The organism is Lonsdalea quercina (assembly GCF_900107885.1).
GTDB lineage: Bacteria > Pseudomonadota > Gammaproteobacteria > Enterobacterales > Enterobacteriaceae > Lonsdalea > Lonsdalea quercina.
In genome coordinates, this window is the sequence record NZ_FNQS01000018.1 from 1 (window position 1) to 25,535 (window position 25,535).

Genomic DNA, 25,535 nt, shown 5'->3' on the forward strand with positions numbered 1-25,535 from the left:
CCGCGTTTGAAGTCAACGACTTTCTTCGTCTTTCTTCGACTGCCACCGCGTTGCGTTGTCCGCTGCGCCGTGTCAGTGGGAGCGCATTATAGGGATCTCTCCGAGTTGCACAACCCCCTATTTAGATCTTTTTTATCATTCGCTTTTTTTTTCACCTTTCCGTTGAGATCTTACGCATCGAAGGCTATTTTCTGACTCCAAATCTGCTTATTTCGGCAGAATGTCTTCCATCTATGAGGTAATCAGTCATGACGAAGAGCCTTCGCCCCTTCAAAAATCTTATCCCAACGGTAGGTAAGCGAGTCATGATCGATCCCTCCAGCGTCGTGATCGGTGATGTTTCTCTGGCAAACGATGTCAGTATATGGCCTCTCGTCGCCATTCGTGGGGACGTCAACACGATCCTTATTGGCGAGCGCTCCAACATTCAGGACGGCAGCGTTTTGCATGTCACTCATCGATCCGCCAAGAACGAAAGCGGCAATCCATTGGTTATTGGGGAAGACGTCACCATCGGTCATAAAGTGATATTGCATGGCTGTACGATCGGGAACCGCGTTCTGGTAGGAGTGGGATCCATCATTCTGGATCGCGCTGTGATCGAGGACGACGTGATGATAGGCGCCGGAAGTTTGGTGGCGCCAGGCAAACGGCTGGAAAGCGGTTATCTTTATATGGGAAGTCCGGCCAGGAAAATACGGCTGCTAACGCCAGAGGAAATAGATGGACTAATTTATTCCGCCAACAACTATGTACGGTGGAAAGATGAGTACCTTATCGACTAAAGCACAAATCGGCCGTAGGCATCCTCAACTTCATTGACAATCATGCTCTCAAATTCCTCTTCCAAATCCCAACGATTCGATAAGAACAGAGAAAGCCACTCTTTGCGATTAGCCCCGCCAAACCGCTGCTGGATGGATTCCGCCCGCAGAACACATTCACGTTGAAATCCATTGACCTGTACGGGGAAGCGGATGGCCTGCTCGTTTTCATCCCACTCTTCACGATCGGGAAATTGAATGGATTGGTTCACTGCTCAAGTTCTCGCTTCATTTGTTGGATCACCGCAGCAGCGTCTGGCAGTATCCCATGCCATAGTTCATAAGCATGGGCTGCCTGCCATACCAACATGCCTAAACCATCCGCATACTTTTTAACGCCCAATTCAGAACACCACTTGAGGAAGGGAGTTAGCCCCGAGGCATAAAACATGTCATAACAGTGAACCTCGCGACTTACGAGAGATTCAGGCAATGCAGGGACATCGCCCGCAATACCTGACGACGTAGCGTTAACAATGAGATCGAATCCCTCATCAGTGAGTTCATTTAAAGGCAGCGCCCGGATATTTCCTTTATTGCAGAAATGTTTCACCAGCGATTCAGCGCGGCTGTGTGTGCGATTGGTTACAGTGATCGAGCAGCCATAGGCCAGCAGGGGCTGAATAACGCCTCTCGCCGCGCCTCCCGCGCCAATCAACAACACGTGGAAACCGGGTTGAATTAATGTGTTCTGCTCTAAATCGCTCAACAGGCCCATGCCATCGGTATTATCGCCGTACAATGTGCCATCATCCATTTTTTTGATGGTATTGACGGCGCCCGCCACTTTAGCTCGCTCGCTCAAGGCGTCCATGACGATGCAGGCTCGCTCTTTGAACGGCGTTGTTACATTGGCGCCAGCGCCTGTCTGGAAAAACGTCTGCAGCGTCTGTTCAAACTCTTCAACCGGAGCTAAAAACCGATCATACGATAGTGATATCCCGGTCTGATGAGCAAACAGGGCGTGGATCTGAGGAGATTTACTGTGCGCGATAGGGTTACCGAACACCGCGAAAGCTTTAACTTCAGATGACATGACATATTTCCTTTTAGCCCGGACGTACCATTGAACCCGTTAAGGCATCGCGAATTTCTGATGGATTTTGACGACCACCAATCGGCCCCTCCAACACGGGAAACGCTTTTCCGAACTGCTCAAACACATCTTGTGCTGTACGACATGGCGGCTTGCCACTCAGATTCGCACTCGTGGAAACCAATGGTTTGCCAAACCGACGGCAGAGCTCAACGACTAAAGGATGGTCAGTGACTCGCACCGCCAGCGTTGTGAATTCGCCGGTCAGCCACTGAGGCGTACCAGGTTTCGTCGGCATAACCCATGTCACCGGCCCCGGCCAGGTGGAAAAAACGGCATTTAACTGCGTCTGCGAGAGTACGGAAACATCCACATAAGGTTCCAACTGCTGAAATTCCGCAGCGATCAGGATCAACCCCTTCTGCCAAGGACGACGCTTCAGATCCAACAGCCGCTGCACGGCGATCTCACTATCCGGATCGCATCCCAAACCAAAGACAGCTTCGGTGGGATAAGCGATCACCTTGTGATCCTCCAGATTCTTCAACAAGAGGGACCATTGTTCGAGGGGGATATTGTTATTCATTGCTGTTGGACGTCTCTGTTGATACGGGTTTGCCACATGACTTGCTAGCGCAGAATCGCTTTACGCCATGCGCCGTTTTCTTCTCGATTAATAGGGGATAGTGGCAATACTCACATTCGCCCGCCACCGGCTGATTATTAATGGCGAACCGGCATTCAGGATAGCGGTCGCACGAATGGAACGTTTTGCCATAACGCGATTTACGTTGCAGTAACTTTCCCTGATGACACTGAGGACAGCTAAGAGCAGTTTCATCCGGCCTGTCGATCGTTTCCGTATGACTACATTCGGGGTATTGAGAGCACCCGATAAACATACCGTAGCGCCCCTGGCGTAACACCAGCGTTGACTGGCATTCGGGACAGAGCTGACCATCCAGCACTTTTACAACGTGACCATCCGCTTGCGCTTTGAGCGGGCGGATGTATTCACATTCAGGATAGTGGGAACAACCCAGAAAAAGTCCGTGTCGACCGGAACGGATAACCAAGTCAGCACCGCATTCCGGACACTGTTGTTTTTTCTCGGCAAAAAGTATCGGCTTAACCATGGGGTCCCCTTGAGAGGGGTTTACTGCACATAACCTTCGTTAGCTTCAAAAAGTAAATCTTCCATTTGCTGATAGGCATTTTCACAGCCAGGCACATTAAATAGCACCATCAGAATAACCCATTTAAGGTCATCCAAATCGAACTCTTGGGTTTCAAGCGCCATCACCCGATCGATCACCATCTCCCGGGTTTCTAAACTCAACACCTGAATCTGTTCGAGAAACAGAAGAAAACCACGACATTCGACGTCCAGCCGTTGCTCTTCTTCCGGCGTATAAATACGTAATGCCAGAGGATCGCTCGCCAACGCCAATGGAGGCGTCTGCCCCTCTTGGATATCCGCTAATTTTTCTAACCAATCCAGCGCACTGTAAATATCGTTGCGATCAAATCCAGCGCGAGTGAGGTCATCAGTCAACGTATCTTGGTCGACACGCATTTCAGTTTCATTGTGAATATAAGTTTCAAACAAGTACATGAGTACGTCGAACATGGCCTGCCCTCCTCAATCGGACATAGCCGCCGGGTACAGCTGCGATCCACCCTGCTAACTCCAGATCCAGTAGTTTACCGACTACTTCTGGCACAGGTTGGCCGGCACGTTCAGCGACAACGTCAACAGGTGTAACCTCATCTCCTACGTTAGCCAACACATCAGCAAATGGCAATTCAACTTCGCTCTCCTGAGAACAAATAATTGCCTTATCTACGTTGGGAAACTCCGTTATCCAATGAAGATCGCTGCCAAGCTGTTCAATAACGTCTTTTGGATGGGTGACCAAGTACGCTCCTTGCTGAATTAACCAGTGCGTCCCCTCCATCATCACATTACCAATCGGCCCCGGCAGAGCAAACACCTCCCTGTTTTGCTCAAGGGCGTAACGCGCCGTAACCAGAGACCCGCTACGCCGGGAAGCTTCGACCACCAGCACGCCCTGACTCAAGCCGCTAATGATCCGATTTCTACGAGGAAAATTGATCGGAAGCGGTCTGGTATCCAGCGCAAACTCAGAAACTAACGCTCCGCCCTGCTCGACAATGCTCTCGGCTAAAGGCCTATGGCGTCTGGGATACAGGTGATTCATCCCGCTCCCCAGAACGGCGATCGTCTTTCCGCCCGTATCCAGCGCGGCCTGATGAGCAATCCCGTCAATACCGACCGCAAGTCCGCTGGTGATGGTCAATTGACTCAGACTGAATTCCTGAGCGAAAAACTGTCCCCACTGTTCCCCGTAAGCACTGTGGTTCCGACTGCCAACTATCGCTATTTGAGTTGAACCCAACAGCGTTGCATCACCGATGACATACAAAATGGGCGGTGGTGAACTGATGTTACTGAGCAGAAAGGGATATTCCATCGTGCCGAAGAAGACGAGCGAGTGTGAGGGGTGTTCAAGCCAACTTAAGACAGCCTCAACCTTTGCATGCTCATAGCCAAAAAACTGCTGTGCCTGAGATTCTGACACCCCTAATCCCTTCAGAAAAGCGATCGAACAACCGCAAGCCTCTTTTAGCTGACTCACCAACCGGGCAATTTTTCTGGCCCCTAATCGGCTCACCGACGCCAGGCGCAACCATACTTCCGTATCCGTCATTTTCCGCTCCGCATCCTGCAGTGCTAATCATGGCGGATACTGTCAATCAGAACCGGAAATGTCTAGAATAGACACCAGAACTTTCTCTCATCACTCGGATACAGATCTAAAAATATATGTCAGTCTTGCAGGTATTACATTTCCCGGACGAGCGGCTTCGCACAATCGCAAAGCCCGTCAAAGAAGTTAATGCAGAAATTCAACGTATCGTGGACGATATGTTCGACACGATGTACGAAGAAGAAGGCATTGGCCTGGCCGCTACGCAGGTTGATATCCACCAGCGCATCATCGTGATCGATGTTTCGGAAGAACGTAACGAACGTTTGGTGCTGATCAATCCGGAACTGATTGAAAAAAGTGGAGACACGGGCATTGAAGAAGGCTGCTTGTCGATCCCAGAAACTCGCGCTCTGGTTTCACGCGCAGAACGTATCAAAATCCGTGCCCTGAATCGTGACGGCGAATCATTCGAGCTGGAAACAGATGGACTGCTAGCTATTTGTATTCAACACGAGATGGACCATCTTGTCGGTAAGCTGTTCATTGATTATCTGTCCCCATTAAAACGTCAGCGTATCCGGCAGAAGCTGGAAAAGCTGGCCAGACAAAACAGTCGCGCATAACCATCTATCAGGCGGAAACCACGTGTCTTTAAGGATTATTTTTGCAGGAACCCCTGATTTTGCAGCGCAGCACCTTGAGGCGCTGCTTTCCTCTCAACATGAGGTCGTCGGCGTATTCACTCAGCCAGACCGACCTGCGGGACGAGGAAACAAACTCACGCCGAGCCCGGTAAAAGTTCTGGCGGAACAGCACGCAATTCCGGTCAGGCAGCCTAAATCGCTGCGCCCGGCAGAGCATCAGCAGCTTGTCGCCGAATTTGAGGCCGACGTGATGGTGGTTGTGGCTTATGGGTTAATTCTGCCGCAGGCTGTGCTGGATATGCCGCGGTTGGGCTGCATAAACGTTCACGGATCTTTATTGCCGCGCTGGCGTGGCGCCGCGCCAATACAGCGCGCGCTGTGGGCGGGCGACAGCCACACGGGAGTGACCATCATGCAGATGGACGCGGGGCTCGATACCGGAGCCATGCTGCATAAGGTGGCGTGTCCTATTCTCCCGGAAGATACCAGCGCCACGCTCTATGCCAAGTTGGCTAAAATGGGCCCACAGGGTCTGCTGACTACGCTCGATCAACTGTCGACATCTCAGGTGCGTGCAGAAGCTCAGGATGAAAAACAGGCAACCTATGCAGAGAAGTTGAGTAAAGAAGAAGCTCGACTCGACTGGTCGCTTTCAGCCGATCAGCTGGAGCGCTGTATCCGAGCATTTAATCCTTGGCCAATCAGTTATTTCATCATCGACAATCTGCCGGTAAAGGTGTGGCAGGCCAATGTCATCGCTACTGACGGCCAAGCGGTTCCTGGCACCATCTTGCAGGCCGATAAGCAGGGTATCCAGGTCGCGACCTCAGATGGGATTCTCAATCTGACTCAGCTACAGCCGGCGGGTAAAAAGCCGATGTCGACACAAGACCTGTTAAATTCACGCCGTGAATGGTTCACCCCAGGAAACCAGCTGTAAATCATCCCTATCGCCTGGTGACTAATCACCGGGCGTTTTATTCCTATAACACCGATCGATATCCGCTTTAGCCTATGAAAAACAATTACAACCTACGCAGTATTGCAGCCAAAGCCATCGGCCAGGTGTTGGATCAAGGTCAGTCTCTCAGCGCGGTTCTGCCCGTTGTGCAAAAGAACATCTCCGACAAAGATCGGGCACTGTTGCAAGAATTGTGCTTCGGCACCTTGCGCGTTCTTCCGCAGTTAGAGTGGTATATCCAGCAGTTGATGGCCAAGCCGATGGTAGGCAAGCAGCGGACATTACATTATCTGTTGATGGTCGGGATTTATCAGATGCTTTTTACCCGAATACCTGCGCATGCCGCGTTGGCGGAAACGGTAAACGGCGCCGTCGCGCTTAAACGTCCTCAGATGAAAGGACTGGTTAATGGTGTCCTACGTCAGTTCCAGCGTCAGCAGGATACGTTAGTGGAACAGGCATCTGGCTTAGAGAGTGCACATTTGCACCCCAGTTGGTTGTTAAAACGTATCCGGGACGCCTATCCCACACAATGGGAAGGCATCCTCGACGCCAACAATCAGAAACCGCCAATGTGGCTGCGAGTCAACCGGCTGCATCACACTCGGGACGAATATCTTCAGTTACTGTCTGAATCGGGGTTGGCCGCTGTCGCCCATGACGAAAATCCGGATGCTATCCGTCTGTTGGCCCCCAGCGCTGTGTCCGCCCTGCCAGGATTTGCCGATGGCTGGGTGACTGTGCAGGATGCGTCGGCACAAGGTTGTGTACACTGGCTTGCGCCCAAAAACGGTGAATCCATTCTGGACTTGTGCGCTGCTCCAGGCGGCAAAACTACGCATATACTTGAAGCTGCGCCAGAGGCTCAGGTTATGGCTGTGGATGTCGACACTAAACGTTTAGAACGTGTGAAAGAGAATTTGGAGCGGCTCCATCTTAAAGCAACAATACGTCAGGGAGACGGCCGCCAACCTGCCGACTGGTGCGAGGGCCAAACGTTTGATCGCATCCTTCTCGATGCACCCTGTTCAGCCACAGGGGTCATTCGCCGTCATCAGGATATAAAGTGGTTGCGTCGCGATAGCGATATCCAGGATCTGTCCACGCTGCAATCAGAGATACTCGAGGCTATCTGGCCATATCTGAAGTCTGGCGGAACACTGGTCTACGCGACCTGTTCGATATTACCTGAAGAAAACCAACAGCAGATAACGGCATTCCTGACGCGTCATGCCGACGCCAAGCTGACGGATACCGGCAATCTCGAACGACCTGGCATTCAATGTATCCCCACCCCTGAAGGTGGCGATGGTTTCTTCTATGCGAAGCTGACCAAAGGCTGACACGATTCCATCTCATTGTCTCAATCCGGGTCAACACATTACACGGCAAAAAAACGATGAAAATTATTATTCTTGGTGCAGGACAAGTTGGCGGGACGTTGGCGGAAAACTTGTCGGGAGAAAACAACGATATTACGGTTGTCGACACCGATATGACACGTCTGCGTCAGTTGCAGGATAAATTCGATCTGCGCGTAGTGACCGGGTACGCCTCCCATCCCCGCATCTTGCGTGAGGCCGGCGCGGAAGATGCCGATATGCTGGTAGCCGTGACCAGCTCTGACGAAACCAATATGGTGGCATGTCAGGTAGCGTATACGTTATTCCACACGCCCAATCGTATTGCTCGCATTCGCTCAGCCGACTATATCCGAGAATCCGAGCAGCTGTTTCAGTCCGACGCCGTTCCTATCGATCATTTGATCTCCCCTGAACAGCTCGTGATTGAGAACATCTATAAACTCATCGAATACCCGGGTGCTCTGCAGGTCGTCAACTTTGCTGAAGGGAAAGTGAGTATCGCCGCCGTTAATGCTTACTACGGTGGACCTTTAGTGGGAAGTGCCATCTCGTCAATGCGTGAACATATTCCCCATATCGATACTCAGGTCGCCGCGATTTTCCGCCATGACAGACCTATCAGGCCACAAGCATCCACGGTAATCGAAGCGGGTGACGAGGTGTTTTTTGTCGCCGCATCACAGCATATTCGCGCTGTGATGAGCGAATTGCAGCGGCTTGAGAAACCTTACAAACGCATCATGATTGTAGGTGGAGGTAACGTTGGGGCAGGTTTGGCGCACAAGCTGGAAAAAGACTACAGCGTAAAACTGATTGAAAAAGATGAGCAGCGGGCTGCAGAGTTGGCTGAGCTTCTGCAAAATACTATTGTCTTTCACGGCGATGCGTCCGACCAAGAACTGCTGGCGCAAGAGCATGTTGAACAAATGGATGTCTTCATCGCCATCACTAACGATGATGAAGCAAATATCATGTCATCCATGCTCGCCAAGCGTCTGGGTGCCAAAAAAGCAATGGTGCTGATTCAACGTCGGGCGTATGTCGATCTTGTGCAAGGAAGTGCGATTGATGTCGCTATCTCACCTCAGCAGGCGACAATATCCGCGTTGCTGGGGCATGTACGCAAAGCGGATATTGTTAGGGTGTCATCACTACGTCGAGGCGCCGCGGAAGCTATCGAAGCCATTGCACACGGGGACGAAGGCACTTCAAAAGTGGTTGGTCGTACCGTCGAAAACATCAAGCTCCCGCCAGGTACAACGATTGGAGCCATAGTGCGAGGCGACAACGTGATCATCGCCACCGGTAAAACTCAGATAGAGCAAGGCGATCACGTCATCATGTTCTTAACGGACAAAAAATATGTTTCTGACGTTGAACGCTTGTTCCAGCCGAGTCCTTTTTTCTTGTAAAAATGACACGAGTAGTCTGGATATGGCGGTAAATGGAAAATCCGTCAGCTCTTGTTAGAATGATTGAAGTAACTATTTTATTGGGAGAATTAAAATGAGTTTCTTGAAAGGGTTTCGCGAGTTTGCGATGCGCGGGAACGTAGTAGATTTAGCTGTCGGTGTCATTATTGGCGCCGCTTTTGGTAAAATCGTCTCTTCTCTGGTTTCTGATATCATCATGCCACCGCTAGGCTTATTGATCGGTGGGATCGACTTCAAGCAATTTCATCTAGTATTACGTGAAGCCCATGACAATATTCCCGCTGTAGTCATGAACTACGGCGTGTTCATTCAGAACATTTTTGATTTCATCATTGTCGCGCTCGCTATTTTTGTCGCTATTAATTTAATGAACAAGATGCGTCGCAAAGAGGAAGAGAAACCAGCGGCTCCGCCTAAACCTTCTGCGGAAGAAACGTTATTAACAGAAATCCGCGATCTGCTCAAAGAGCAAAATAAATAAATCAGATGTTAAGTGGCTGAATTATTCAGCCGGTTTTTGAGAGGAAAGTTTGTTGCCCTCAAAACCAGAAAGCCAGTGGTAAAATGCGTTCAATTTTACCACTGGCCTCCCAGTTACCGCCCCCTGCATTTTTGTGCTTACATTTCCGTTGATAGCTTCCTTTACCTTTCACTTTTTTCTCCACTCGCTGCCTGAATAACGGGTCATGAAGCAACGCTTCAATCGCGTTATCTTTTATCTGACCTTTTGTATGCCGATAGTTAGACATCTTTGTCTCCTGAACTTATTGGTTAATTTAATTACCACTTATAATTTCCGCCGCGATTTTAATACCGAACCTCAGACTCGTATAGTGATTTTCACATTATTCGTCATCGCTCTCTAGCCGCCCAATGCGGGCACTTAAAGAGGAACGATAACTTCCTCTTAAAAACTGAGTATCAATACCTGCCTGCTGCAAGCGCAATTCGAGCAATCTTAAACGTTTAGATATCGATTCATAATCAGGATCGTCGATTGCGATCTCCCGCATTATTGCAGAAAGGGTGATGGCTTCTTTGCGATCCATCAGCTCAGGGGGAAGATAACCTGCGTTTGCGAGCACATGGTAAACCGCTCGCAACTCCTGAGGCACACACAAATTGTCTTCCAGATGAAGTGGTTTTCCTCGGCCTGGAAGATCGTCGAATGCGCCTTTTTTTTGAGCTTCGCTGATATGACGTTCAGCCCATTGGTCAATGATGAACATATCGCCTCCGGAAATGGGTGACCAGAAGTCCATCATAAGCTCAAAACGTCACAAAACGAATCACAGAGGGGAAGTGGCATAAAGTACAGACGAAAAAAAACCGGGTTTCCCCGGTTTTTTCATGCTCTTACAAATTACTCTGCAGTAGCAACTTCTTCTGTTGAAGCTGAGCGATCAACAAGCTCGATGTAAGCCATCGGCGCATTGTCACCTGCACGGAAGCCACACTTCAGAATACGAGTGTAACCACCGGCACGGCTCGCGAAACGCGGGCCCAGTTCATTAAACAGTTTTGCCACGATCTCGTTATCACGAGTACGGGCGAATGCCAGACGACGATTAGCAACGCTGTCGGTCTTGGCAAGAGTAATCAGCGGTTCAACAACACGACGCAGCTCTTTCGCTTTTGGCAGGGTCGTCTTGATGATCTCATGACGAACCAAAGAACCAGCCATGTTACGGAACATAGCCTGACGATGGCTGCTGTTACGGTTCAGTTGACGACCACTCTTACGATGGCGCATGACCTTATCCTTCTCAGTAAAACCTTAACCTGTGATCCGGTTACTCATCAGCAATGCTAGCTGGTGGCCAGTTTTCCAGGCGCATGCCCAGAGACAGACCACGTGAAGCCAGCACGTCTTTAATCTCAGTAAGAGACTTTTTACCTAAGTTAGGCGTTTTGAGTAGCTCAACTTCGGTACGCTGTACCAGATCACCGATGTAGTGGATAGCTTCTGCCTTAAGGCAGTTAGCAGAGCGGACAGTCAATTCCAGATCGTCAACAGGGCGCAGCAGGATCGGATCGAATTCTGGTTTTTCTTCTTTGACTTCCGGCTGACGTACATCACGTAAGTCAACGAAAGCTTCCAGTTGTTCAGCCAGAATGGTAGCCGCACGGCGGATTGCCTCTTCAGGATCAATCGTACCATTGGTTTCCATTTCGATGACCAGCTTGTCCAAGTCGGTGCGCTGTTCAACACGAGCTGCTTCAACATTGTAGGCAATACGCTCTACCGGGCTGTAGCAAGCATCGACTAACAGGCGACCAATCGGGCGCTCATCTTCTTCCGTATGAATACGGGCAGATGCCGGCACATAACCGCGTCCACGTTGAACTTTGATGCGCATGTTAATAGACGCGCTTTCATCGGTCAGATGGCAGATTACGTGCTGTGGCTTGACGATTTCAACATCACCGTCGTGGGTGATGTCGGCTGCAGTCACAGGGCCAATGCCAGATTTATTCAGGGTAAGAATAACTTCATCTTTGCCTTGAACTCTCACCGCCAGCCCTTTCAGGTTGAGCAGGATTTCCAGGATATCTTCCTGTACGCCTTCTTTGGTGCTGTACTCATGCAGTACACCATCAATCTCAACCTCGGTCACCGCGCAACCTGGCATGGATGAAAGCAGAATACGGCGCAGTGCGTTACCGAGAGTGTGGCCGAAGCCTCGCTCTAACGGCTCAAGGGTCACCTTGGCGTGCGTCGAACTGACTTGCTCGATATCAACCAGGCGCGGTTTTAGAAACTCTGTCACAGAACCCTGCATTGTGTCCTCTCTTTGGTACTAAGCCTTACTTGGAGTAAAGCTCGACGATCAGGTGTTCATTAATGTCCGCAGACAGATCGGTACGTTCAGGATTACGTTTGAACACACCTTCCATCTTGGCAGCATCAACTTCCAGCCAAGTTGGCTTTTCACGCTGTTCAGCCAGCTCCAGAGCGGCCTTAACGCGAGACTGCTTTTTAGCTTTCTCGCGGATGCTGACTACGTCATTCGGAGATACCTGATAAGAAGCGATGTTAACAACGCGACCGTTTACCATGATAGCTTTGTGGCTAACCAGCTGACGCGATTCTGCACGCGTGGCGCCGAAGCCCATACGGTAAACTACGTTGTCTAAACGACCTTCCAGCAACTGCAACAGGTTTGCACCGGTATTGCCTTTCAGACGGGCTGCTTCTTTATAATAGTTACGGAACTGACGCTCCAGAACACCATAGGTACGGCGAACTTTTTGTTTTTCACGTAACTGTACACCATAGTCAGACAGGCGCGGCTTACGAGCACCGTGCTGACCAGGAGCTTGTTCAATCTTACACTTGGAATCGATCGCACGAACACCAGACTTAAGGAACAGGTCGGTGCCTTCACGACGGCTCAGCTTGAGCTTAGGACCCAAATATCTTGCCATTTTCTTTCTCCAACAATCCTAAAAGCGGCGTTATACGCGGCGCTTTTTCGGCGGACGACAACCGTTATGAGGGATCGGAGTCACATCAGTAATATTAGTGATGCGGAAACCAGCCGCGTTCAATGCGCGGATAGTAGACTCACGGCCCGGACCAGGTCCTTTAACCATAACTTCCAGATTCTTGATACCGTACTCTTTCACAGCTTCAGCGCAGCGCTCTGCTGCCACCTGAGCGGCGAATGGCGTAGATTTACGAGAACCACGGAAACCGGAACCACCGGCAGTTGCCCAACCCAGCGCATTACCCTGACGATCGGTAATAGTTACGATGGTGTTGTTGAAAGAAGCATGGACATGAGCCACACCGTCAGAGACTTGCTTTCTTACACGCTTACGTGCACGAATAGGTGCCTTTGCCATTATTCAATCACCCCGATTATTTCTTGATCGGTTTGCGCGGACCCTTACGGGTACGGGCGTTGGTCTTGGTACGCTGACCGCGAACCGGCAGACCACGACGATGACGCAAACCACGATAAGTACCAAGGTCCATAAGACGCTTGATGCTCAGGGTGACTTCACGACGCAGGTCACCTTCAACAACAAACTTGGCAACTTCGTCACGTAGCTTTTCGATTTGCTCTTCAGACAGCTCACTGATCTTAACATTTTCAGCAATACCCGTAGCCGCGCAGATAGCCTGCGAGCGGGTTTTGCCAACACCGTAGATCGCCGTTAATGCGATAACAGTATGTTTATGATCAGGAATGTTAATGCCTGCTATACGGGCCACTATGCACTCCTACAATTTCATACAGCAACACCATTCTGAAAAGCCCGTTTTCAGGATACTCAAATAATGTTGCAGTTACATACAAAAGATTGGCTGGCTAATCTAGCCAGCTCAACCCAACTTTGCAAGAAAAATATGTGAGATAAATCAGCCTTGACGCTGTTTATGCTTCGGCTCGGCGCTGCAAATCACACGTACGACACCGTTACGTTTAACGATCTTGCAGTTACGACATAATTTCTTGACGGAAGCACGAACTTTCATTTTTACTCTCCGTAACTTCTCAAGCTTGCCTTGATTAGCGGTTATAGCCTTTCAGGTTTGCTTTCTTCAATGCAGACTCATATTGACTCGACATCAACAGAGTTTGCACTTGAGCCATAAAGTCCATGATCACGACAACAACAATTAACAGGGACGTACCACCAAAGTAGAACGGCACTTTCATTGCATCACGCATGAACTCCGGGATAAGGCAGATAAAAGTAATATACATCGCACCAACCAAAGTCAGGCGGGTCATCACTTTATCAATATATTTCGCCGTTTGCTCTCCCGGCCGAATTCCTGGCACGAATGCACCGGACTTCTTCAGGTTATCTGCTGTTTCACGCGGGTTGAAAACCAACGCAGTATAAAAGAAACAGAAGAAGATGATTGCAGACGCATAGAGTAGCACATAAAGCGGTTGTCCAGGCTGCAGATACATCGAAATCGTCGTTAGCCAGTTCCAACCGGTACCGCCCCCAAACCAAGATGCAATCGTAGCTGGGAACAGAATGATACTGGAAGCGAAGATTGCTGGGATAACCCCTGCCATATTCACTTTCAGCGGCAAATGCGTACTCTGTGCTGCATAAACACGACGGCCTTGCTGGCGTTTTGCATAGTTAACGACGATTCGACGTTGACCACGTTCAACGAATACAACAAAGAACGTCACTGCAAACACTAAAACTGCAACCAACAGCAACAGGAGGAAGTGCAGGTCGCCTTGCCGAGCTTGCTCGATAGTATGCGCGATAGCAGGAGGAAGCCCTGCGACGATACCAGCGAAGATTATGATTGAAATACCGTTTCCGATACCACGCTCAGTAATCTGTTCACCAAGCCACATCAGGAACATCGTCCCGGTAACTAAGCTGACAACAGCCGTAAAATAGAAAGCGAAGCCTGGATTAATGACCAGTCCTTGCATTCCAGGCATATTCGGCAAACCGGTAGCAATACCGATAGACTGAAAAATACCTAGCACCAGCGTACCATAACGGGTGTACTGGCTGATTTTACGTCGCCCAGCCTCCCCTTCTTTCTTTATTTCCGCTAACGCAGGATGAACCACCGTCAGCAACTGGATAATAATGGATGCCGAAATATACGGCATAATACCCAGCGCAAAGATCGAAGCGCGACTGAGGGCACCACCAGAGAACATGTTAAACATTTCAATGATGGTGCCACGCTGTTGCTCGAGCAATTTGGCAAGCACAGTGGCATCAATACCAGGAATGGGAATGAAAGAGCCAATACGGAAAACAATCAACGCACCGATTACAAACAACAGTCTGCGTTTCAGCTCGCCAACCCCGCCTTTAGCACTTTGAAAATCTAATCCTGGTTGCTTAGCCATCTGCTACTTATTCCTCAATTTTACCGCCAGCAGCTTCGATAGCAGCACGAGCACCTTTAGTGACACGCAGACCACGAATCGTTACTGGGCGTGCAACTTCACCAGACAGAATCACTTTCGCAAACTCGATCTGGATGCCAATGACATTTGCGGCTTTCAGCGTATTCAGATCGACAACATCGCCTTCAACGCGAGCCAGGTCAGAGAGACGAATCTCAGCTGTTACCATGGCCTTACGAGAAGTGAAGCCGAATTTCGGCAGACGACGGTACAGAGGCATCTGACCACCTTCAAAACCACGACGTACGCCACCGCCAGAACGAGACTTCTGACCTTTGTGACCACGGCCGCCGGTTTTGCCCAGGCCAGAACCGATACCACGACCTAAACGCTTCGGTGCATGTTTAGCACCTTCGGCCGGAGACAGAGTATTTAAACGCATCTGTTACTCCTCCACTTTAACCATGTAGGAAACCGCGTTGACCATACCGCGTACAGCAGGCGTATCTTCACGCTCAACGGTGTGGCCAATACGACGCAGACCCAGGCCAAGCAGTGTTGCCTTATGTTTCGGCAGACGACCGATTGCACTACGGGTTTGAGTAATCTTAATAGTCTTTGCCATGGTTAATTACCCCAGAATTTCTTCAACGGATTTACCACGCTTGGCAGCGACCATATCCGGGGACTTCATATTAGCCAAGCCATCGATAGTTGCACGAACCACATTGATCGGGTTGGTGGAACCATAGGCTTTAGCCAATACGTTATGAACCCCTGCGACTTCCAGCACGGCGCGCATTGCACCACCGGCAATGATACCGGTACCTTCGGAAGCTGGCTGCATGAACACGCGAGACCCTGTGTGCGCACCTTTAACAGGGTGCTGCAGAGTGCCGTTGTTCAGCGCGACATTCATCATATTGCGACGGGCTTTTTCCATCGCTTTCTGGATTGCTGCCGGAACTTCACGCGCTTTACCGTAACCAAAACCTACGCGACCGTTACCATCACCAACTACAGTCAGAGCTGTGAAGGAGAAAATACGACCGCCTTTGACAGTTTTGGATACGCGATTTACCGCGATCAGCTTTTCCTGCAGTTCGCCAGCTTGTTTCTCGATGTGAGCCATCTTACACCTCTACCTTAGAACTGAAGGCCAGCTTCACGGGCAGCATCTGCCAGTGCCTGGACACGACCATGATATTGGAACCCGGAACGGTCAAAAGAGACATCTTTGATGCCTTTTTCAAGAGCGCGCTCAGCGATGGTTTTACCCACAGCAGCGGCAGCATCTTTGTTACCGGTGGACTTCAGTTGTTCAGCGATAGCTTTTTCTACAGTAGAAGCGGCTACCAGGACTTCAGAACCGTTCGGTGCGATGACCTGCGCATAGATATGACGCGGGGTACGATGTACCACCAGACGTGTCGCACCCAGTTCCTGGAGCTTGCGACGTGCGCGGGTCGCACGACGGATACGAGCTGATTTCTTATCCATAGTGTTACCTTACTTCTTCTTAGCCTCTTTGGTACGCACGACTTCGTCGGCGTAACGGACACCCTTGCCTTTATAAGGCTCAGGACGACGGTAAGCGCGCAGTTCTGCAGCAACCTGACCGATCAACTGCTTATCAGCGCCTTTCAGCACGATTTCAGTCTGAGTCGGACATTCGGCATTGATGCCTGCAGGCAGTTCGTGATCAACAGGGTGAGAAAAGCCCAGGGCCATATTCACCACATTGCCTTTCACGGCGGCACGATAACCTACACCTACCAGCTGCAGCTTCTTAGAGAAGCCTTCGGTAACACCGATAACCATGTTGTTTAACAGTGCACGAGTGGTCCCAGCCTGGGCCCAGCCGTTTGCAACACCTTCGCGCGGGGCGAAAGTCAGTGCATTGTCAGCCTGCTTAACTTCTACGGCGTCATGGATCTTACGACTCAGCTCGCCGTTTTTACCCTTAATCGAAATATCCTGACCGTTGAGTTTAACCTCTACGCCGGCAGGAATGACGACGGGTGCTTTTGCAACACGAGACATTCTTTCCTCCCGATTAAGCTACGTAGCAGATAATCTCGCCACCAAGACCAGCCTGGCGAGCTGCACGATCAGTCATAACACCTTTAGAGGTAGAAACAACTGCGATACCTAAACCAGCCATCACTTTTGGCAGCTCATCTTTACGTTTATAGATGCGCAGACCTGGACGGCTGACACGCTGAATGCTCTCTACCACTGCTTTGCCCTGGAAATATTTCAGTTCCAGTTCAAGAGCAGGCTTGGTGTCGCCTTCGATTTTGAAATCTTCGATATAACCTTCTTCCTTCAGCACGTTGGCAATTGCCACTTTCAGCTTGGAGGAAGGCATGGTGACCGCAACTTTGTTCGCGGCTTGACCGTTACGGATACGGGTCAGCATATCCGCGATCGGATCTTGCATGCTCATCTGTCTTTACTCCCGTGATTCAATTGGTGACAATTACCAGCTAGCCTTTTTCAGACCCGGAATTTCACCGCGCATGGCGGCTTCACGGACCTTGATACGGCTCAACCCGAACTTCCGCAGGAAAGCGTGCGGACGACCAGTCTGGCGGCAGCGGTTACGCTGACGAGACGGGCTGGAATCACGCGGCAGAGTCTGCAGCTTCAGAACAGCGTTCCAACGATCTTCGTCGGAAGCATTCACGTCAGAGATGATAGCTTTCAGTTCAACACGTTTTGCGAAGAATTTGTCAGCTAGTTTCACGCGTTTGACTTCGCGTGCTTTCATGGATTGCTTAGCCATTAGTAACCCTACCTTACTTGCGGAACGGGAAGTTAAAGGCAGCCAGCAGAGCACGGCCTTCATCATCGGTTTTCGCAGTAGTGGTAATGGTAATATCCAAACCACGAACGCGATCGACTTTGTCATAGTCGATTTCCGGGAAGATGATCTGCTCACGCACACCCATGCTGTAGTTACCACGGCCATCGAATGACTTTGCGGACAGGCCACGGAAGTCACGAATACGCGGTACAGCAATGGTGATCAGACGCTCAAGAAACTCCCACATGCGCTCGCCACGCAGAGTTACTTTACAGCCGATCGGATAGCCCTGACGGATTTTGAAGCCTGCAACTGATTTGCGTGCTTTGGTGATCAGCGGTTTTTGACCGGAGATCGCTGTCAGGTCTGCTGCTGCATTATCCAGCAGTTTCTTGTCAGCGATCGCTTCACCAACACCCATGTTCAGGGTGATCTTCTCGACCCGAGGGACTTGCATGACAGAATTGTAGTTAAACTCAGTCATGAGTTTTTTAACTACTTCGTCTTTGTAGTAATCATGCAGTTTCGCCATCGTACTACTCCAAATTACTTGATAGTTTCGCTGTTAGATTTAAAGAAACGGACTTTTTTTCCGTCTTCAAATCTAAAGCCTACACGGTCAGCCTTACCAGTAGCCGCATTGAAGATCGCAACGTTGGAAACCTGAATTGCAGCTTCTTTTTCAACGATGCCACCCGGTTGGTTCAGGGCCGGAACCGGCTTCTGATGTTTTTTAACCAGGTTGATACCTTCAACAACAATCTTGCTGGAAGACAGAACATTTTTTACTTTACCGCGCTTACCTTTATCTTTGCCGGTTAGCACGATAACTTCGTCATCGCGACGGATTTTCGCTGCCATGGTTTCGCTCCTTACAGTACTTCTGGTGCCAGAGAGATAATTTTCATGAACTTTTCAGAACGCAGTTCACGAGTCACCGGCCCAAAAATACGCGTACCGATGGGCTGTTCGCTGTTATTGTTCAAAATAACGCAAGCATTTCCATCAAAGCGAACGACAGAACCGTCAGGGCGACGAACACCCTTCTTGGTGCGCACCACTACCGCCTTCAGCACATCGCCTTTCTTCACCTTACCACGAGGAATTGCTTCCTTGATGGTGATCTTGATGATGTCGCCGACGCCTGCGTAGCGACGGTGCGAGCCACCTAGAACCTTGATACACATTACGCGACGCGCGCCGGAGTTGTCGGCCACGTTCAGCATAGTCTGTTCTTGGATCATGTTAGTGCTCCGCTAATGTCAACTACTACTTTATAGGACCCAGAATAGGCCGTTAAAAAAGCCCCAAAATGAGGGCGCAGCATTATAACACTGCTTCCTGACTATGGGTAGAAAAAATAAACGGCTCAAAGATTTGAGCCGTTTATCGTTTTAGAGAACGCTCACTCTATTACAGAATCGCTTTCTCTACAACGCGAACCAACGTCCAAGATTTGGTTTTGGACAGCGGGCGGCATTCGCGGATTTCCACCACGTCGCCGATTCCACATTCGTTGTTCTCGTCATGTACATGCAGCTTAGTCGTACGTTTGATGAACTTCCCGTAGATCGGGTGCTTCACGAAACGTTCGATAGCAACAACAGCAGATTTCTGCATTTTGTCACTAACAACACGACCCTGCAGAGTACGGATTTTATCGGTCATTTTACGCACCCGCCTTCTCAGTCAGTAAAGTCTTAACGCGTGCGACATTACGACGCACTTGCTTTAACAGGTGAGTTTGTTGCAGCTGACCACTGGCCGCCTGCATACGCAGATTGAATTGTTCGCGCAGCAGTTCAAGCAGTTCAGTATTCAGCTCTTCAACGCTCTTTTCACGCAGCTCTTTTGCTTTCATTACATCACCGTCTTAGTTACAAAGGTGGTTTTGATCGGCAGTTTCGCTGCTGCCAGTTGGAATGCCTCACGGGCTAACTCTTCCGGCACACCGTCCATTTCGTACAGGACTTTACCTGGCTGAATCAAGGCAACCCAATACTCAACGTTACCTTTACCTTTACCCATACGCACTTCAAGCGGTTTCTCGGTGATCGGTTTGTCCGGGAATACCCGGATCCAGATCTTACCTTGACGCTTTACAGCACGAGTCATGGCACGACGCGCGGCTTCGATTTGACGAGCGGTCAGGCGACCACGGCCAACAGCTTTCAGACCGAAAGTGCCGAAGCTCACATCCGTACCGGCAGCCAGACCACGGTTGCGGCCCTTATGCACCTTACGGAATTTTGTACGCTTTGGTTGTAACATCAGCGACTCTCCTTACTTGCGGCCTTTACGCTGCTGCTTTTTAGGTTGAGCAGACGGTTTTTCTGCTTGCTCAACGGCAGCCATACCACCCAGGATCTCACCTTTGAAGATCCACACTTTCACACCGATGACACCGTAAGTGGTGTGCGCTTCGGAGGTGTTGTAGTCGATATCCGCACGCAGTGTGTGCAACGGAACACGACCTTCGCGGTACCATTCGGTACGTGCGATTTCAGCGCCGCCAAGACGGCCGCTTACTTCAACTTTGATCCCTTTAGCGCCCAGACGCATGGCATTCTGTACGGCACGCTTCATAGCACGGCGGAACATAACACGACGTTCCAGCTGAGAAGTGATGCTGTCAGCAACCAGTTTTGCGTCCAGTTCAGGCTTACGAACTTCAGCGATGTTGATCTGCGCAGGAACGCCAGCGATTTCCGCGACGACTTTACGCAGTTTTTCTACGTCTTCACCTTTCTTACCGATAACGATGCCAGGACGGGCAGTGTGAATAGTCACACGAATGCTCTTAGCCGGACGTTCGATAACGATGCGGGAAACGGAGGCTTTCTCCAGTTCCTTAGTCAGGTATTTGCGAACTTTAAAATCGCTGTCCAGGTTGTCAGCGAATTCTTTGGTATTTGCGTACCAGGTAGAGTTCCAAGGTTTGACAATACCCAGTCGAATACCATTAGGATGTACTTTCTGACCCATTGCTAGTCTCCAGAGTCTCAGCGATCGGACACAACCACAGTGATGTGGCTGGTACGCTTCAGGATGCGATCCGCACGACCTTTGGCACGCGGCATAATGCGCTTCATGCTTGGGCCTTCGTCAACGAAGATTTTCGCAACTTTCAGATCGTCAATGTCAGCGCCATCGTTGTGTTCTGCGTTAGCAATAGCAGACTCCAGGACTTTTTTAACCAGACCAGCAGCTTTCTTGTTGGTGTAGGTCAGAATTTCCAGAGCTTGCGACACTTTCTTACCGCGAATCAGGTCCGCCACCAGGCGTACCTTTTGAGCAGAAGAACGAGCGTGGCGATGTTTAGCGATAGTTTCCATCTCTTCCTCCTACCTTAGCGCTTTTTAGCCTTTTTATCGGCCGCGTGGCCGCGATAAGTACGGGTCGGTGCGAACTCACCCAGCTTGTGACCGACCATCTCATCAGAGATGAATACCGGAACGTGCTGACGACCATTATGGACAGCGATGGTCAAACCGATCATGTTTGGAAAGATCGTTGAACGACGGGACCAAGTGCGCAAAGGCTTCTTGTCTCCGCTTTCCACCGCTTTCTCTACCTTCTTCAGCAAGTGCAGGTCTATAAATGGACCTTTCTTGAGAGAACGTGGCATGGTTTATCCTCTAAAATTATTTGCTACGGCGACGTACGATAAATTTATCAGTACGCTTGTTGCTGCGGGTCTTCTTACCTTTGGTCTGGATGCCCCACGGGGATACCGGGTGCTTACCAAAGTTACGACCTTCACCACCACCGTGCGGGTGGTCGACCGGGTTCATTGCCGTACCGCGAACGGTAGGACGAACACCACGCCAGCGAGCAGCACCAGCTTTACCCAGAACGCGCAGCATGTGCTCAGCGTTACCGACTTCACCCAGTGTTGCGCGGCAGTCAGCTTCAACTTTACGCATTTCACCAGAGCGCAGACGCAGGGTGACGTAAGAACCGTCGCGGGCAACGATCTGAACGTAGGCACCGGCTGAGCGAGCCAGCTGGCCGCCTTTACCTGGTTTCATTTCTACGTTATGAACCGTTGAACCAACCGGGATGTTACGCATAGGCAGGGTGTTACCCGGCTTGATTGCAGCATCAACACCAGACTGAATCTGATCACCGGCTTTCAGGCCTTTAGGTGCCAGGATGTAACGGCGTTCGCCATCTTTGTACAGAACCAGCGCGATGTTCGCGGAACGGTTCGGATCGTACTCCAGACGCTCAACTACAGCAGGGATACCATCTTTGTTACGTTTGAAGTCAACAATACGGTACTGCTGTTTGTGACCACCACCGATATGACGGGTAGTGATGCGGCCATTGTTGTTACGGCCACCGCTTTTGCTGTTTTTTTCCAGCAACGGGGCATACGGCTTGCCCTTGTGCAGCTCAGGGTTAACCACTTTAACAACGTGGCGACGACCCGGAGATGTCGGTTTACATTTAACAATTGCCATTGTTCTTTACTCCTCCGACTTACTCTGCGCCGCCGATGAAGTCCAGATTCTGGCCTTCTTTCAGGGTGACGTAAGCTTTTTTCCAGTCGCTACGACGACCGATACGCTGTCCATGACGTTTCACTTTCCCTTTAACGACCAGGGTGCGAACTTCATTGACTTCGACTTCAAACAGTTTCTGCACTGCTGCTTTGATTTCTGCTTTGGTCGCGTCTTTTGCAACTTTGAGAACGATGGTATTGGTTTTTTCCATCGCAGTAGACGCTTTTTCAGAAACGTGCGGCGCGCGCAGTACTTTCAGCAGACGTTCTTCACGAATCATGCCAGCATCTCCTCAACTTGCTTAACAGCGTCAGCAGTCATGACCACTTTGTCGAAGGCGATCAGGCTAACTGGGTCGATACCTGCTACATCACGTACGTCAACCTTGTACAGGTTACGTGCGGCCAGGAACAGATTCTCATCCAGTTCACCGGTGATGATCAGCACGTCTTCCAGTGCCAGCTCTTTCAGTTTCTGAGCCAACAGCTTGGTTTTCGGTGCTTCAACAGAGAACTTCTCGACAACGATCAGACGATCTTGACGTACCAGTTCGGACAGAATGCTTTTCAGCGCGCCGCGGTACATCTTTTTGTTAACTTTCTGACTGTGGTCCTGAGGCTTGGCAGCAAAGGTCACGCCACCGGAACGCCAGATCGGGCTCTTTACAGAACCTGCACGAGCGCGGCCAGTACCTTTCTGACGCCAAGGTTTTTTACCGGAACCAGTTACTTCAGCACGGGTCTTCTGAGCACGAGTACCTTGACGGGCACCTGCTGCATAAGCAACAACAACCTGGTGTACCAGCGCTTCGTTGAAATCACGACCGAAGGTAGTTTCGGAAACAGTCAGCGCGCTTTGCGCGTCTTTCAATACTAATTCCATTGCTATCCCCTTACGCCTTCACAGCTGGTTTAACGATCAGGTCGCTACCGGTCGCACCGGGAACTGCACCTTTAACCAGCAGCAGGTTGCGCTCAGCGTCAACACGTACTACGTCCAAGCTCTGAACGGTCACGCGTTCATTACCCATCTGGCCAGCCATTTTCTTGCCTTTGAACACTTTGCCCGGAGTCTGGTTCTGACCGATAGAACCCGGAACGCGGTGAGACAAGGAGTTACCGTGGGTAGCATCCTGAGTACGGAAGTTCCAGCGCTTAACAGTACCGGCGAAACCTTTACCTTTGGATGTACCAGTCACGTCAACTTTTTTCACGTCAGCGAAAATTTCAACGCTGATGTTCTGACCAATGGTGAATTCTTCACCTTCAGCCAGGCGGAATTCGCGCAGAGTACGACCTGCTTCAACGCCCGCTTTAGCGAAGTGACCTGCTTCAGGTTTAGTGACACGGCTAGCTTTTTTAGCACCGGTAGTCACCTGGACAGCAGAATAACCGTCGTTTTCCAGGTTTTTGACCTGAGTTACGCGGTTTGCTTCAATTTCAATTACGGTTACAGGGATAGAAACGCCTTCTTCAGTGAAGATGCGGGTCATACCCACTTTTTTACCGACTAAACCAATCATTGTTTCAACCTCTCAATCGCTCAATGACCTGATTAACCCAGGCTGATCTGCACGTCTACACCGGCAGCCAGATCCAGACGCATCAGAGCATCAACGGTTTTCTCGGTTGGCTCAACGATGTCAACCAGACGCTTGTGAGTGCGAATTTCATACTGATCGCGCGCATCTTTATTGACGTGCGGGGAGATCAGAACGGTGAAGCGCTCTTTGCGGGTCGGCAGCGGGATCGGACCACGGACTTGAGCGCCAGTGCGCTTAGCGGTCTCGACGATTTCCGCGGTTGATTGATCGATCAGACGATGATCAAACGCTTTCAGGCGGATACGGATTCTTTGGTTCTGCATGAGACCAGAGCTCCAATTATTTATAAACGTAAATAATTACTCCTCACACCCATTTCGATTGATGGGGGAGTGTAATCGTTCAGTACATAACTCCCCTATTGGGAGTATTGTTTGACGGGCCTTTAACACCCGTCTCCAAATTCATAAAGAATCGGGCTTACCATTTCAGGTAAGCCCGCGCATTATACGTAAATCTGTCTAGGAAGCAACCCGGGAGGGAAATGATTTCTTATTGACCGACCCTGTCCTGCGTTAACCTCGAGGGCAATTTTAGGTCGACATCGTGCTTAGTCTCAGCGTCTTTAAGCTGGGGTCTGGAGATAGTTGATTCCTAGCTGGCCATTTAAATCCAGCTCAGTCTCTAACCAATCGATGTGTTCTTCTCCATCAGAAAGAATAGCAATCATTAAGTCTCGACTGACATAATCGCGAACCGAGTCGGCATAGTTGATTGACTCTCGTAGATCACACGCACTATCCAACTCGAGATTCAGGTCTGAGCATAGTACGCTCCTTCACATCTTCACCGATGTTGAGCTTACCCACATCTTGCAGATTAGATATCCCCTCAAGAAAAAGGATACGTTCAATATAGCGTTCCGCGTGTTTCATTTCGTCTATCGACTCATGATATTCGTGATCATTAAGACGGGTGAATCCCCAATTATTAAACATCCGGGCGAGTAAGTCATACTAATTGATAGCAATGAGCTCTCATTACCTGGCAGCTTGTTTAGATGCGTAACGACATTTTTATCCCCTTTCATGACATGACTCCTTCGCTCCAGTTCTCAAAAGTGTAGAACCCGTCGTTACAGAGTAAAAATATATATCCATGAAAACTATTTCACTTTATATAGTTCAGGAGGTTTTTCTTTCTTTTCTAGGAAAATCGCACGGGCGTGCTGTAAGCATTTACCGCAGTCAGTTCCAATAGGAATCAGTTGCTTTAAATGCTGAAGGGAGTGTGGTTGATGCTGATGAATTACGTAGCGGATCGCTTTATCAGTAATGGCATGACACAAACAAACATTCTTGGTGACTCATTTTTAACCAGACAACCAAACTCTAATTGCGCGTGTTTATTATTTCAATTCTCATTTCTTCTTTCGGCAATAAAAAAAGGCACCGAAGTGCCTTTTTATACAGTTTAAATTATCAGCAATTAAGCGATAACTTTAGCAACCACGCCGGCGCCTACGGTACGACCACCTTCACGGATAGCGAAACGCAGACCATCGTCCATTGCGATCGGAGCAATCAGGTTGACAACCATCTTGATGTTGTCGCCCGGCATGACCATTTCCACGCCTTCCGGCAGTTCGATGGTGCCCGTTACGTCAGTTGTACGGAAGTAGAACTGCGGACGGTAGCCTTTGAAGAACGGAGTATGACGGCCGCCTTCGTCTTTGCTCAGAATATAAACTTCTGATTCGAACTGGGTGTGCGGCTTGATTGAACCCGGTTTAGCCAGTACCTGACCACGTTCAACTTCGTCACGCT

44 protein-coding genes and 1 pseudogene are annotated in these 25,535 nt (G+C 50.0%); 6 read left to right on the top strand and 39 right to left on the bottom strand.

Annotated features, from left to right (window positions below; translation table 11 throughout):
- The first annotated feature begins 248 nt into the window (after window positions 1-248).
- Complete coding sequence (locus BLU64_RS16395; RefSeq protein WP_026744160.1) at window positions 249-785, top strand: gamma carbonic anhydrase family protein; 537 nt, start codon at window positions 249-251, stop codon at window positions 783-785.
- On the opposite strand, the gene BLU64_RS16400 is transcribed toward BLU64_RS16395, so the two are convergent.
- The 6 genes from BLU64_RS16400 to dprA are packed head-to-tail and all read right to left on the bottom strand — an operon-like array spanning window position 782 to window position 4,592.
- Window positions 782-1,036, bottom strand: a complete 255-nt coding sequence (locus tag BLU64_RS16400; protein ID WP_026744161.1) for a DUF1488 family protein — start codon at window positions 1,034-1,036, stop codon at window positions 782-784. The genes BLU64_RS16395 and BLU64_RS16400 overlap by 4 nt on opposite strands.
- Entirely contained in the window at window positions 1,033-1,860 is an 828-nt protein-coding gene (aroE, locus tag BLU64_RS16405) for a shikimate dehydrogenase (protein WP_074729423.1), read from the bottom strand. Before aroE ends, BLU64_RS16400 begins: the two co-directional genes overlap by 4 nt.
- Window positions 1,861-1,873: 13 nt before the next feature.
- Complete coding sequence (tsaC, locus tag BLU64_RS16410) at window positions 1,874-2,446, bottom strand: L-threonylcarbamoyladenylate synthase type 1 TsaC (RefSeq protein WP_026744163.1); 573 nt, start codon at window positions 2,444-2,446, stop codon at window positions 1,874-1,876.
- Window positions 2,439-2,996 (bottom strand): DNA topoisomerase family protein, encoded by a 558-nt coding sequence (locus BLU64_RS16415; protein ID WP_074729425.1) that lies wholly within the window; start codon window positions 2,994-2,996, stop codon window positions 2,439-2,441. The genes tsaC and BLU64_RS16415 overlap by 8 nt, the downstream gene beginning before the upstream one ends.
- A 20-nt stretch (window positions 2,997-3,016) precedes the next feature.
- On the bottom strand, window positions 3,017-3,490 hold the full coding sequence (smg, locus tag BLU64_RS16420; RefSeq protein ID WP_026741369.1) for a DUF494 family protein Smg: 474 nt from the start codon (window positions 3,488-3,490) through the stop codon (window positions 3,017-3,019).
- On the bottom strand, window positions 3,462-4,592 hold the full coding sequence (gene dprA / locus BLU64_RS16425) for a DNA-protecting protein DprA (RefSeq protein WP_026744165.1): 1,131 nt from the start codon (window positions 4,590-4,592) through the stop codon (window positions 3,462-3,464). Before dprA ends, smg begins: the two co-directional genes overlap by 29 nt.
- 116 nt (window positions 4,593-4,708) lie before the next feature.
- Here dprA and def point away from each other — a divergent pair, with 116 nt between their 5' ends.
- The 5 genes from def to mscL all read left to right on the top strand — a co-directional run bounded on the left by def (window position 4,709) and on the right by mscL (window position 9,478).
- Window positions 4,709-5,218 (top strand): peptide deformylase, encoded by a 510-nt coding sequence (gene def / locus BLU64_RS16430; RefSeq protein ID WP_026744166.1) that lies wholly within the window; start codon window positions 4,709-4,711, stop codon window positions 5,216-5,218.
- A gap of 22 nt (window positions 5,219-5,240) precedes the next feature.
- Complete coding sequence (fmt, locus tag BLU64_RS16435) at window positions 5,241-6,179, top strand: methionyl-tRNA formyltransferase (RefSeq protein WP_026744167.1); 939 nt, start codon at window positions 5,241-5,243, stop codon at window positions 6,177-6,179.
- Window positions 6,180-6,253: 74 nt separating this feature from the next.
- Window positions 6,254-7,543: a 16S rRNA (cytosine(967)-C(5))-methyltransferase RsmB gene (gene rsmB / locus BLU64_RS16440; protein WP_074729427.1), complete on the top strand. Its 1,290-nt coding sequence runs from the start codon at window positions 6,254-6,256 to the stop codon at window positions 7,541-7,543.
- A gap of 23 nt (window positions 7,544-7,566) precedes the next feature.
- Window positions 7,567-8,976, top strand: a complete 1,410-nt coding sequence (trkA, locus tag BLU64_RS16445; RefSeq protein WP_244888434.1) for a Trk system potassium transporter TrkA — start codon at window positions 7,567-7,569, stop codon at window positions 8,974-8,976.
- 94 nt (window positions 8,977-9,070) lie between these two features.
- On the top strand, window positions 9,071-9,478 hold the full coding sequence (gene mscL, locus BLU64_RS16450; protein WP_026744170.1) for a large-conductance mechanosensitive channel protein MscL: 408 nt from the start codon (window positions 9,071-9,073) through the stop codon (window positions 9,476-9,478).
- A gap of 58 nt (window positions 9,479-9,536) precedes the next feature.
- Here the strand turns inward: mscL and BLU64_RS16455 are convergent, their stop codons facing one another.
- The 33 genes and pseudogenes from BLU64_RS16455 to BLU64_RS16615 all read right to left on the bottom strand — a co-directional run.
- Window positions 9,537-9,746, bottom strand: a complete 210-nt coding sequence (locus BLU64_RS16455) for an alternative ribosome-rescue factor A (protein ID WP_026744171.1) — start codon at window positions 9,744-9,746, stop codon at window positions 9,537-9,539.
- A gap of 96 nt (window positions 9,747-9,842) precedes the next feature.
- On the bottom strand, window positions 9,843-10,226 hold the full coding sequence (locus BLU64_RS16460; protein WP_026744172.1) for a DnaJ family domain-containing protein: 384 nt from the start codon (window positions 10,224-10,226) through the stop codon (window positions 9,843-9,845).
- 134 nt (window positions 10,227-10,360) lie between these two features.
- Window positions 10,361-10,750, bottom strand: coding sequence for a 50S ribosomal protein L17 (rplQ, locus tag BLU64_RS16465; protein ID WP_026741360.1), 390 nt, complete (start codon window positions 10,748-10,750; stop codon window positions 10,361-10,363).
- A 40-nt stretch (window positions 10,751-10,790) separates the two neighbouring features.
- Window positions 10,791-11,780, bottom strand: coding sequence for a DNA-directed RNA polymerase subunit alpha (locus BLU64_RS16470; protein WP_026741359.1), 990 nt, complete (start codon window positions 11,778-11,780; stop codon window positions 10,791-10,793).
- 25 nt (window positions 11,781-11,805) lie between these two features.
- A complete protein-coding gene (gene rpsD, locus BLU64_RS16475; protein WP_026744173.1) occupies window positions 11,806-12,426 on the bottom strand; it encodes a 30S ribosomal protein S4 in 621 nt (206 codons plus the stop codon).
- A gap of 30 nt (window positions 12,427-12,456) precedes the next feature.
- A complete protein-coding gene (gene rpsK / locus BLU64_RS16480; RefSeq protein ID WP_002438687.1) occupies window positions 12,457-12,846 on the bottom strand; it encodes a 30S ribosomal protein S11 in 390 nt (129 codons plus the stop codon).
- Window positions 12,847-12,862: 16 nt separating this feature from the next.
- Window positions 12,863-13,219 carry a 30S ribosomal protein S13 gene (rpsM, locus tag BLU64_RS16485; protein ID WP_026741357.1) on the bottom strand — a complete coding sequence of 119 codons (357 nt, stop codon included), beginning with the start codon at window positions 13,217-13,219 and terminating at the stop codon, window positions 12,863-12,865.
- A gap of 147 nt (window positions 13,220-13,366) precedes the next feature.
- Window positions 13,367-13,483, bottom strand: coding sequence for a 50S ribosomal protein L36 (gene rpmJ, locus BLU64_RS16490; protein WP_002227352.1), 117 nt, complete (start codon window positions 13,481-13,483; stop codon window positions 13,367-13,369).
- 34 nt (window positions 13,484-13,517) lie between these two features.
- Window positions 13,518-14,849 carry a preprotein translocase subunit SecY gene (secY, locus tag BLU64_RS16495; RefSeq protein ID WP_026741356.1) on the bottom strand — a complete coding sequence of 444 codons (1,332 nt, stop codon included), beginning with the start codon at window positions 14,847-14,849 and terminating at the stop codon, window positions 13,518-13,520.
- 7 nt (window positions 14,850-14,856) lie between these two features.
- Complete coding sequence (gene rplO / locus BLU64_RS16500; protein ID WP_026741355.1) at window positions 14,857-15,291, bottom strand: 50S ribosomal protein L15; 435 nt, start codon at window positions 15,289-15,291, stop codon at window positions 14,857-14,859.
- A gap of 3 nt (window positions 15,292-15,294) precedes the next feature.
- A complete protein-coding gene (rpmD, locus tag BLU64_RS16505) occupies window positions 15,295-15,474 on the bottom strand; it encodes a 50S ribosomal protein L30 (RefSeq protein ID WP_004846568.1) in 180 nt (59 codons plus the stop codon).
- A gap of 6 nt (window positions 15,475-15,480) precedes the next feature.
- Window positions 15,481-15,981, bottom strand: coding sequence for a 30S ribosomal protein S5 (rpsE, locus tag BLU64_RS16510; RefSeq protein WP_026741354.1), 501 nt, complete (start codon window positions 15,979-15,981; stop codon window positions 15,481-15,483).
- A 14-nt stretch (window positions 15,982-15,995) separates the two neighbouring features.
- On the bottom strand, window positions 15,996-16,349 hold the full coding sequence (gene rplR, locus BLU64_RS16515) for a 50S ribosomal protein L18 (RefSeq protein WP_026741353.1): 354 nt from the start codon (window positions 16,347-16,349) through the stop codon (window positions 15,996-15,998).
- A 9-nt stretch (window positions 16,350-16,358) separates the two neighbouring features.
- Window positions 16,359-16,892, bottom strand: a complete 534-nt coding sequence (gene rplF, locus BLU64_RS16520) for a 50S ribosomal protein L6 (protein WP_026741352.1) — start codon at window positions 16,890-16,892, stop codon at window positions 16,359-16,361.
- A 13-nt stretch (window positions 16,893-16,905) separates the two neighbouring features.
- Window positions 16,906-17,298 (bottom strand): 30S ribosomal protein S8, encoded by a 393-nt coding sequence (gene rpsH, locus BLU64_RS16525; RefSeq protein WP_026741351.1) that lies wholly within the window; start codon window positions 17,296-17,298, stop codon window positions 16,906-16,908.
- Window positions 17,299-17,331: 33 nt separating this feature from the next.
- Window positions 17,332-17,637 carry a 30S ribosomal protein S14 gene (rpsN, locus tag BLU64_RS16530; RefSeq protein WP_026741350.1) on the bottom strand — a complete coding sequence of 102 codons (306 nt, stop codon included), beginning with the start codon at window positions 17,635-17,637 and terminating at the stop codon, window positions 17,332-17,334.
- Between the two features lie 13 nt (window positions 17,638-17,650).
- Window positions 17,651-18,190 (bottom strand): 50S ribosomal protein L5, encoded by a 540-nt coding sequence (gene rplE, locus BLU64_RS16535; RefSeq protein WP_026741349.1) that lies wholly within the window; start codon window positions 18,188-18,190, stop codon window positions 17,651-17,653.
- Between the two features lie 14 nt (window positions 18,191-18,204).
- Window positions 18,205-18,519, bottom strand: a complete 315-nt coding sequence (gene rplX, locus BLU64_RS16540) for a 50S ribosomal protein L24 (protein ID WP_026741348.1) — start codon at window positions 18,517-18,519, stop codon at window positions 18,205-18,207.
- 11 nt (window positions 18,520-18,530) lie between these two features.
- On the bottom strand, window positions 18,531-18,902 hold the full coding sequence (gene rplN / locus BLU64_RS16545; RefSeq protein ID WP_026741347.1) for a 50S ribosomal protein L14: 372 nt from the start codon (window positions 18,900-18,902) through the stop codon (window positions 18,531-18,533).
- Window positions 18,903-19,071: 169 nt separating this feature from the next.
- Complete coding sequence (gene rpsQ / locus BLU64_RS16550) at window positions 19,072-19,326, bottom strand: 30S ribosomal protein S17 (protein ID WP_012768107.1); 255 nt, start codon at window positions 19,324-19,326, stop codon at window positions 19,072-19,074.
- A 1-nt stretch (window position 19,327) separates the two neighbouring features.
- Window positions 19,328-19,519: a 50S ribosomal protein L29 gene (rpmC, locus tag BLU64_RS16555; RefSeq protein WP_026741346.1), complete on the bottom strand. Its 192-nt coding sequence runs from the start codon at window positions 19,517-19,519 to the stop codon at window positions 19,328-19,330.
- The gene (rplP, locus tag BLU64_RS16560) at window positions 19,519-19,929 is read right to left on the bottom strand and encodes a 50S ribosomal protein L16 (protein ID WP_026741345.1); all 411 of its coding nucleotides are present in this window, start codon (window positions 19,927-19,929) and stop codon (window positions 19,519-19,521) included. The genes rpmC and rplP overlap by 1 nt, the downstream gene beginning before the upstream one ends.
- A gap of 12 nt (window positions 19,930-19,941) precedes the next feature.
- A complete protein-coding gene (gene rpsC / locus BLU64_RS16565; protein ID WP_026741344.1) occupies window positions 19,942-20,643 on the bottom strand; it encodes a 30S ribosomal protein S3 in 702 nt (233 codons plus the stop codon).
- Window positions 20,644-20,660: 17 nt separating this feature from the next.
- On the bottom strand, window positions 20,661-20,993 hold the full coding sequence (rplV, locus tag BLU64_RS16570; RefSeq protein WP_026741343.1) for a 50S ribosomal protein L22: 333 nt from the start codon (window positions 20,991-20,993) through the stop codon (window positions 20,661-20,663).
- A 14-nt stretch (window positions 20,994-21,007) separates the two neighbouring features.
- Complete coding sequence (gene rpsS, locus BLU64_RS16575; protein WP_021013347.1) at window positions 21,008-21,286, bottom strand: 30S ribosomal protein S19; 279 nt, start codon at window positions 21,284-21,286, stop codon at window positions 21,008-21,010.
- A gap of 16 nt (window positions 21,287-21,302) precedes the next feature.
- Window positions 21,303-22,124, bottom strand: coding sequence for a 50S ribosomal protein L2 (gene rplB, locus BLU64_RS16580; RefSeq protein ID WP_026741342.1), 822 nt, complete (start codon window positions 22,122-22,124; stop codon window positions 21,303-21,305).
- Window positions 22,125-22,143: 19 nt separating this feature from the next.
- Entirely contained in the window at window positions 22,144-22,446 is a 303-nt protein-coding gene (gene rplW / locus BLU64_RS16585) for a 50S ribosomal protein L23 (protein WP_026741341.1), read from the bottom strand.
- Window positions 22,443-23,048, bottom strand: a complete 606-nt coding sequence (gene rplD, locus BLU64_RS16590) for a 50S ribosomal protein L4 (RefSeq protein WP_074729431.1) — start codon at window positions 23,046-23,048, stop codon at window positions 22,443-22,445. The genes rplW and rplD overlap by 4 nt, the downstream gene beginning before the upstream one ends.
- Window positions 23,049-23,058: 10 nt before the next feature.
- On the bottom strand, window positions 23,059-23,688 hold the full coding sequence (gene rplC / locus BLU64_RS16595) for a 50S ribosomal protein L3 (protein WP_026741339.1): 630 nt from the start codon (window positions 23,686-23,688) through the stop codon (window positions 23,059-23,061).
- Window positions 23,689-23,720: 32 nt separating this feature from the next.
- Window positions 23,721-24,032: a 30S ribosomal protein S10 gene (gene rpsJ, locus BLU64_RS16600; protein WP_001181005.1), complete on the bottom strand. Its 312-nt coding sequence runs from the start codon at window positions 24,030-24,032 to the stop codon at window positions 23,721-23,723.
- Window positions 24,033-24,334: 302 nt separating this feature from the next.
- A pseudogene (bfr, locus tag BLU64_RS16605) lies at window positions 24,335-24,799 on the bottom strand (bacterioferritin).
- A 75-nt stretch (window positions 24,800-24,874) separates the two neighbouring features.
- Window positions 24,875-25,057, bottom strand: coding sequence for a bacterioferritin-associated ferredoxin (gene bfd, locus BLU64_RS16610; RefSeq protein WP_071999813.1), 183 nt, complete (start codon window positions 25,055-25,057; stop codon window positions 24,875-24,877).
- 140 nt (window positions 25,058-25,197) lie between these two features.
- The coding region (locus tag BLU64_RS16615) for an EF-Tu C-terminal domain-related protein (RefSeq protein WP_483306179.1) at window positions 25,198-25,535 on the bottom strand (338 nt) is incomplete at its 5' end.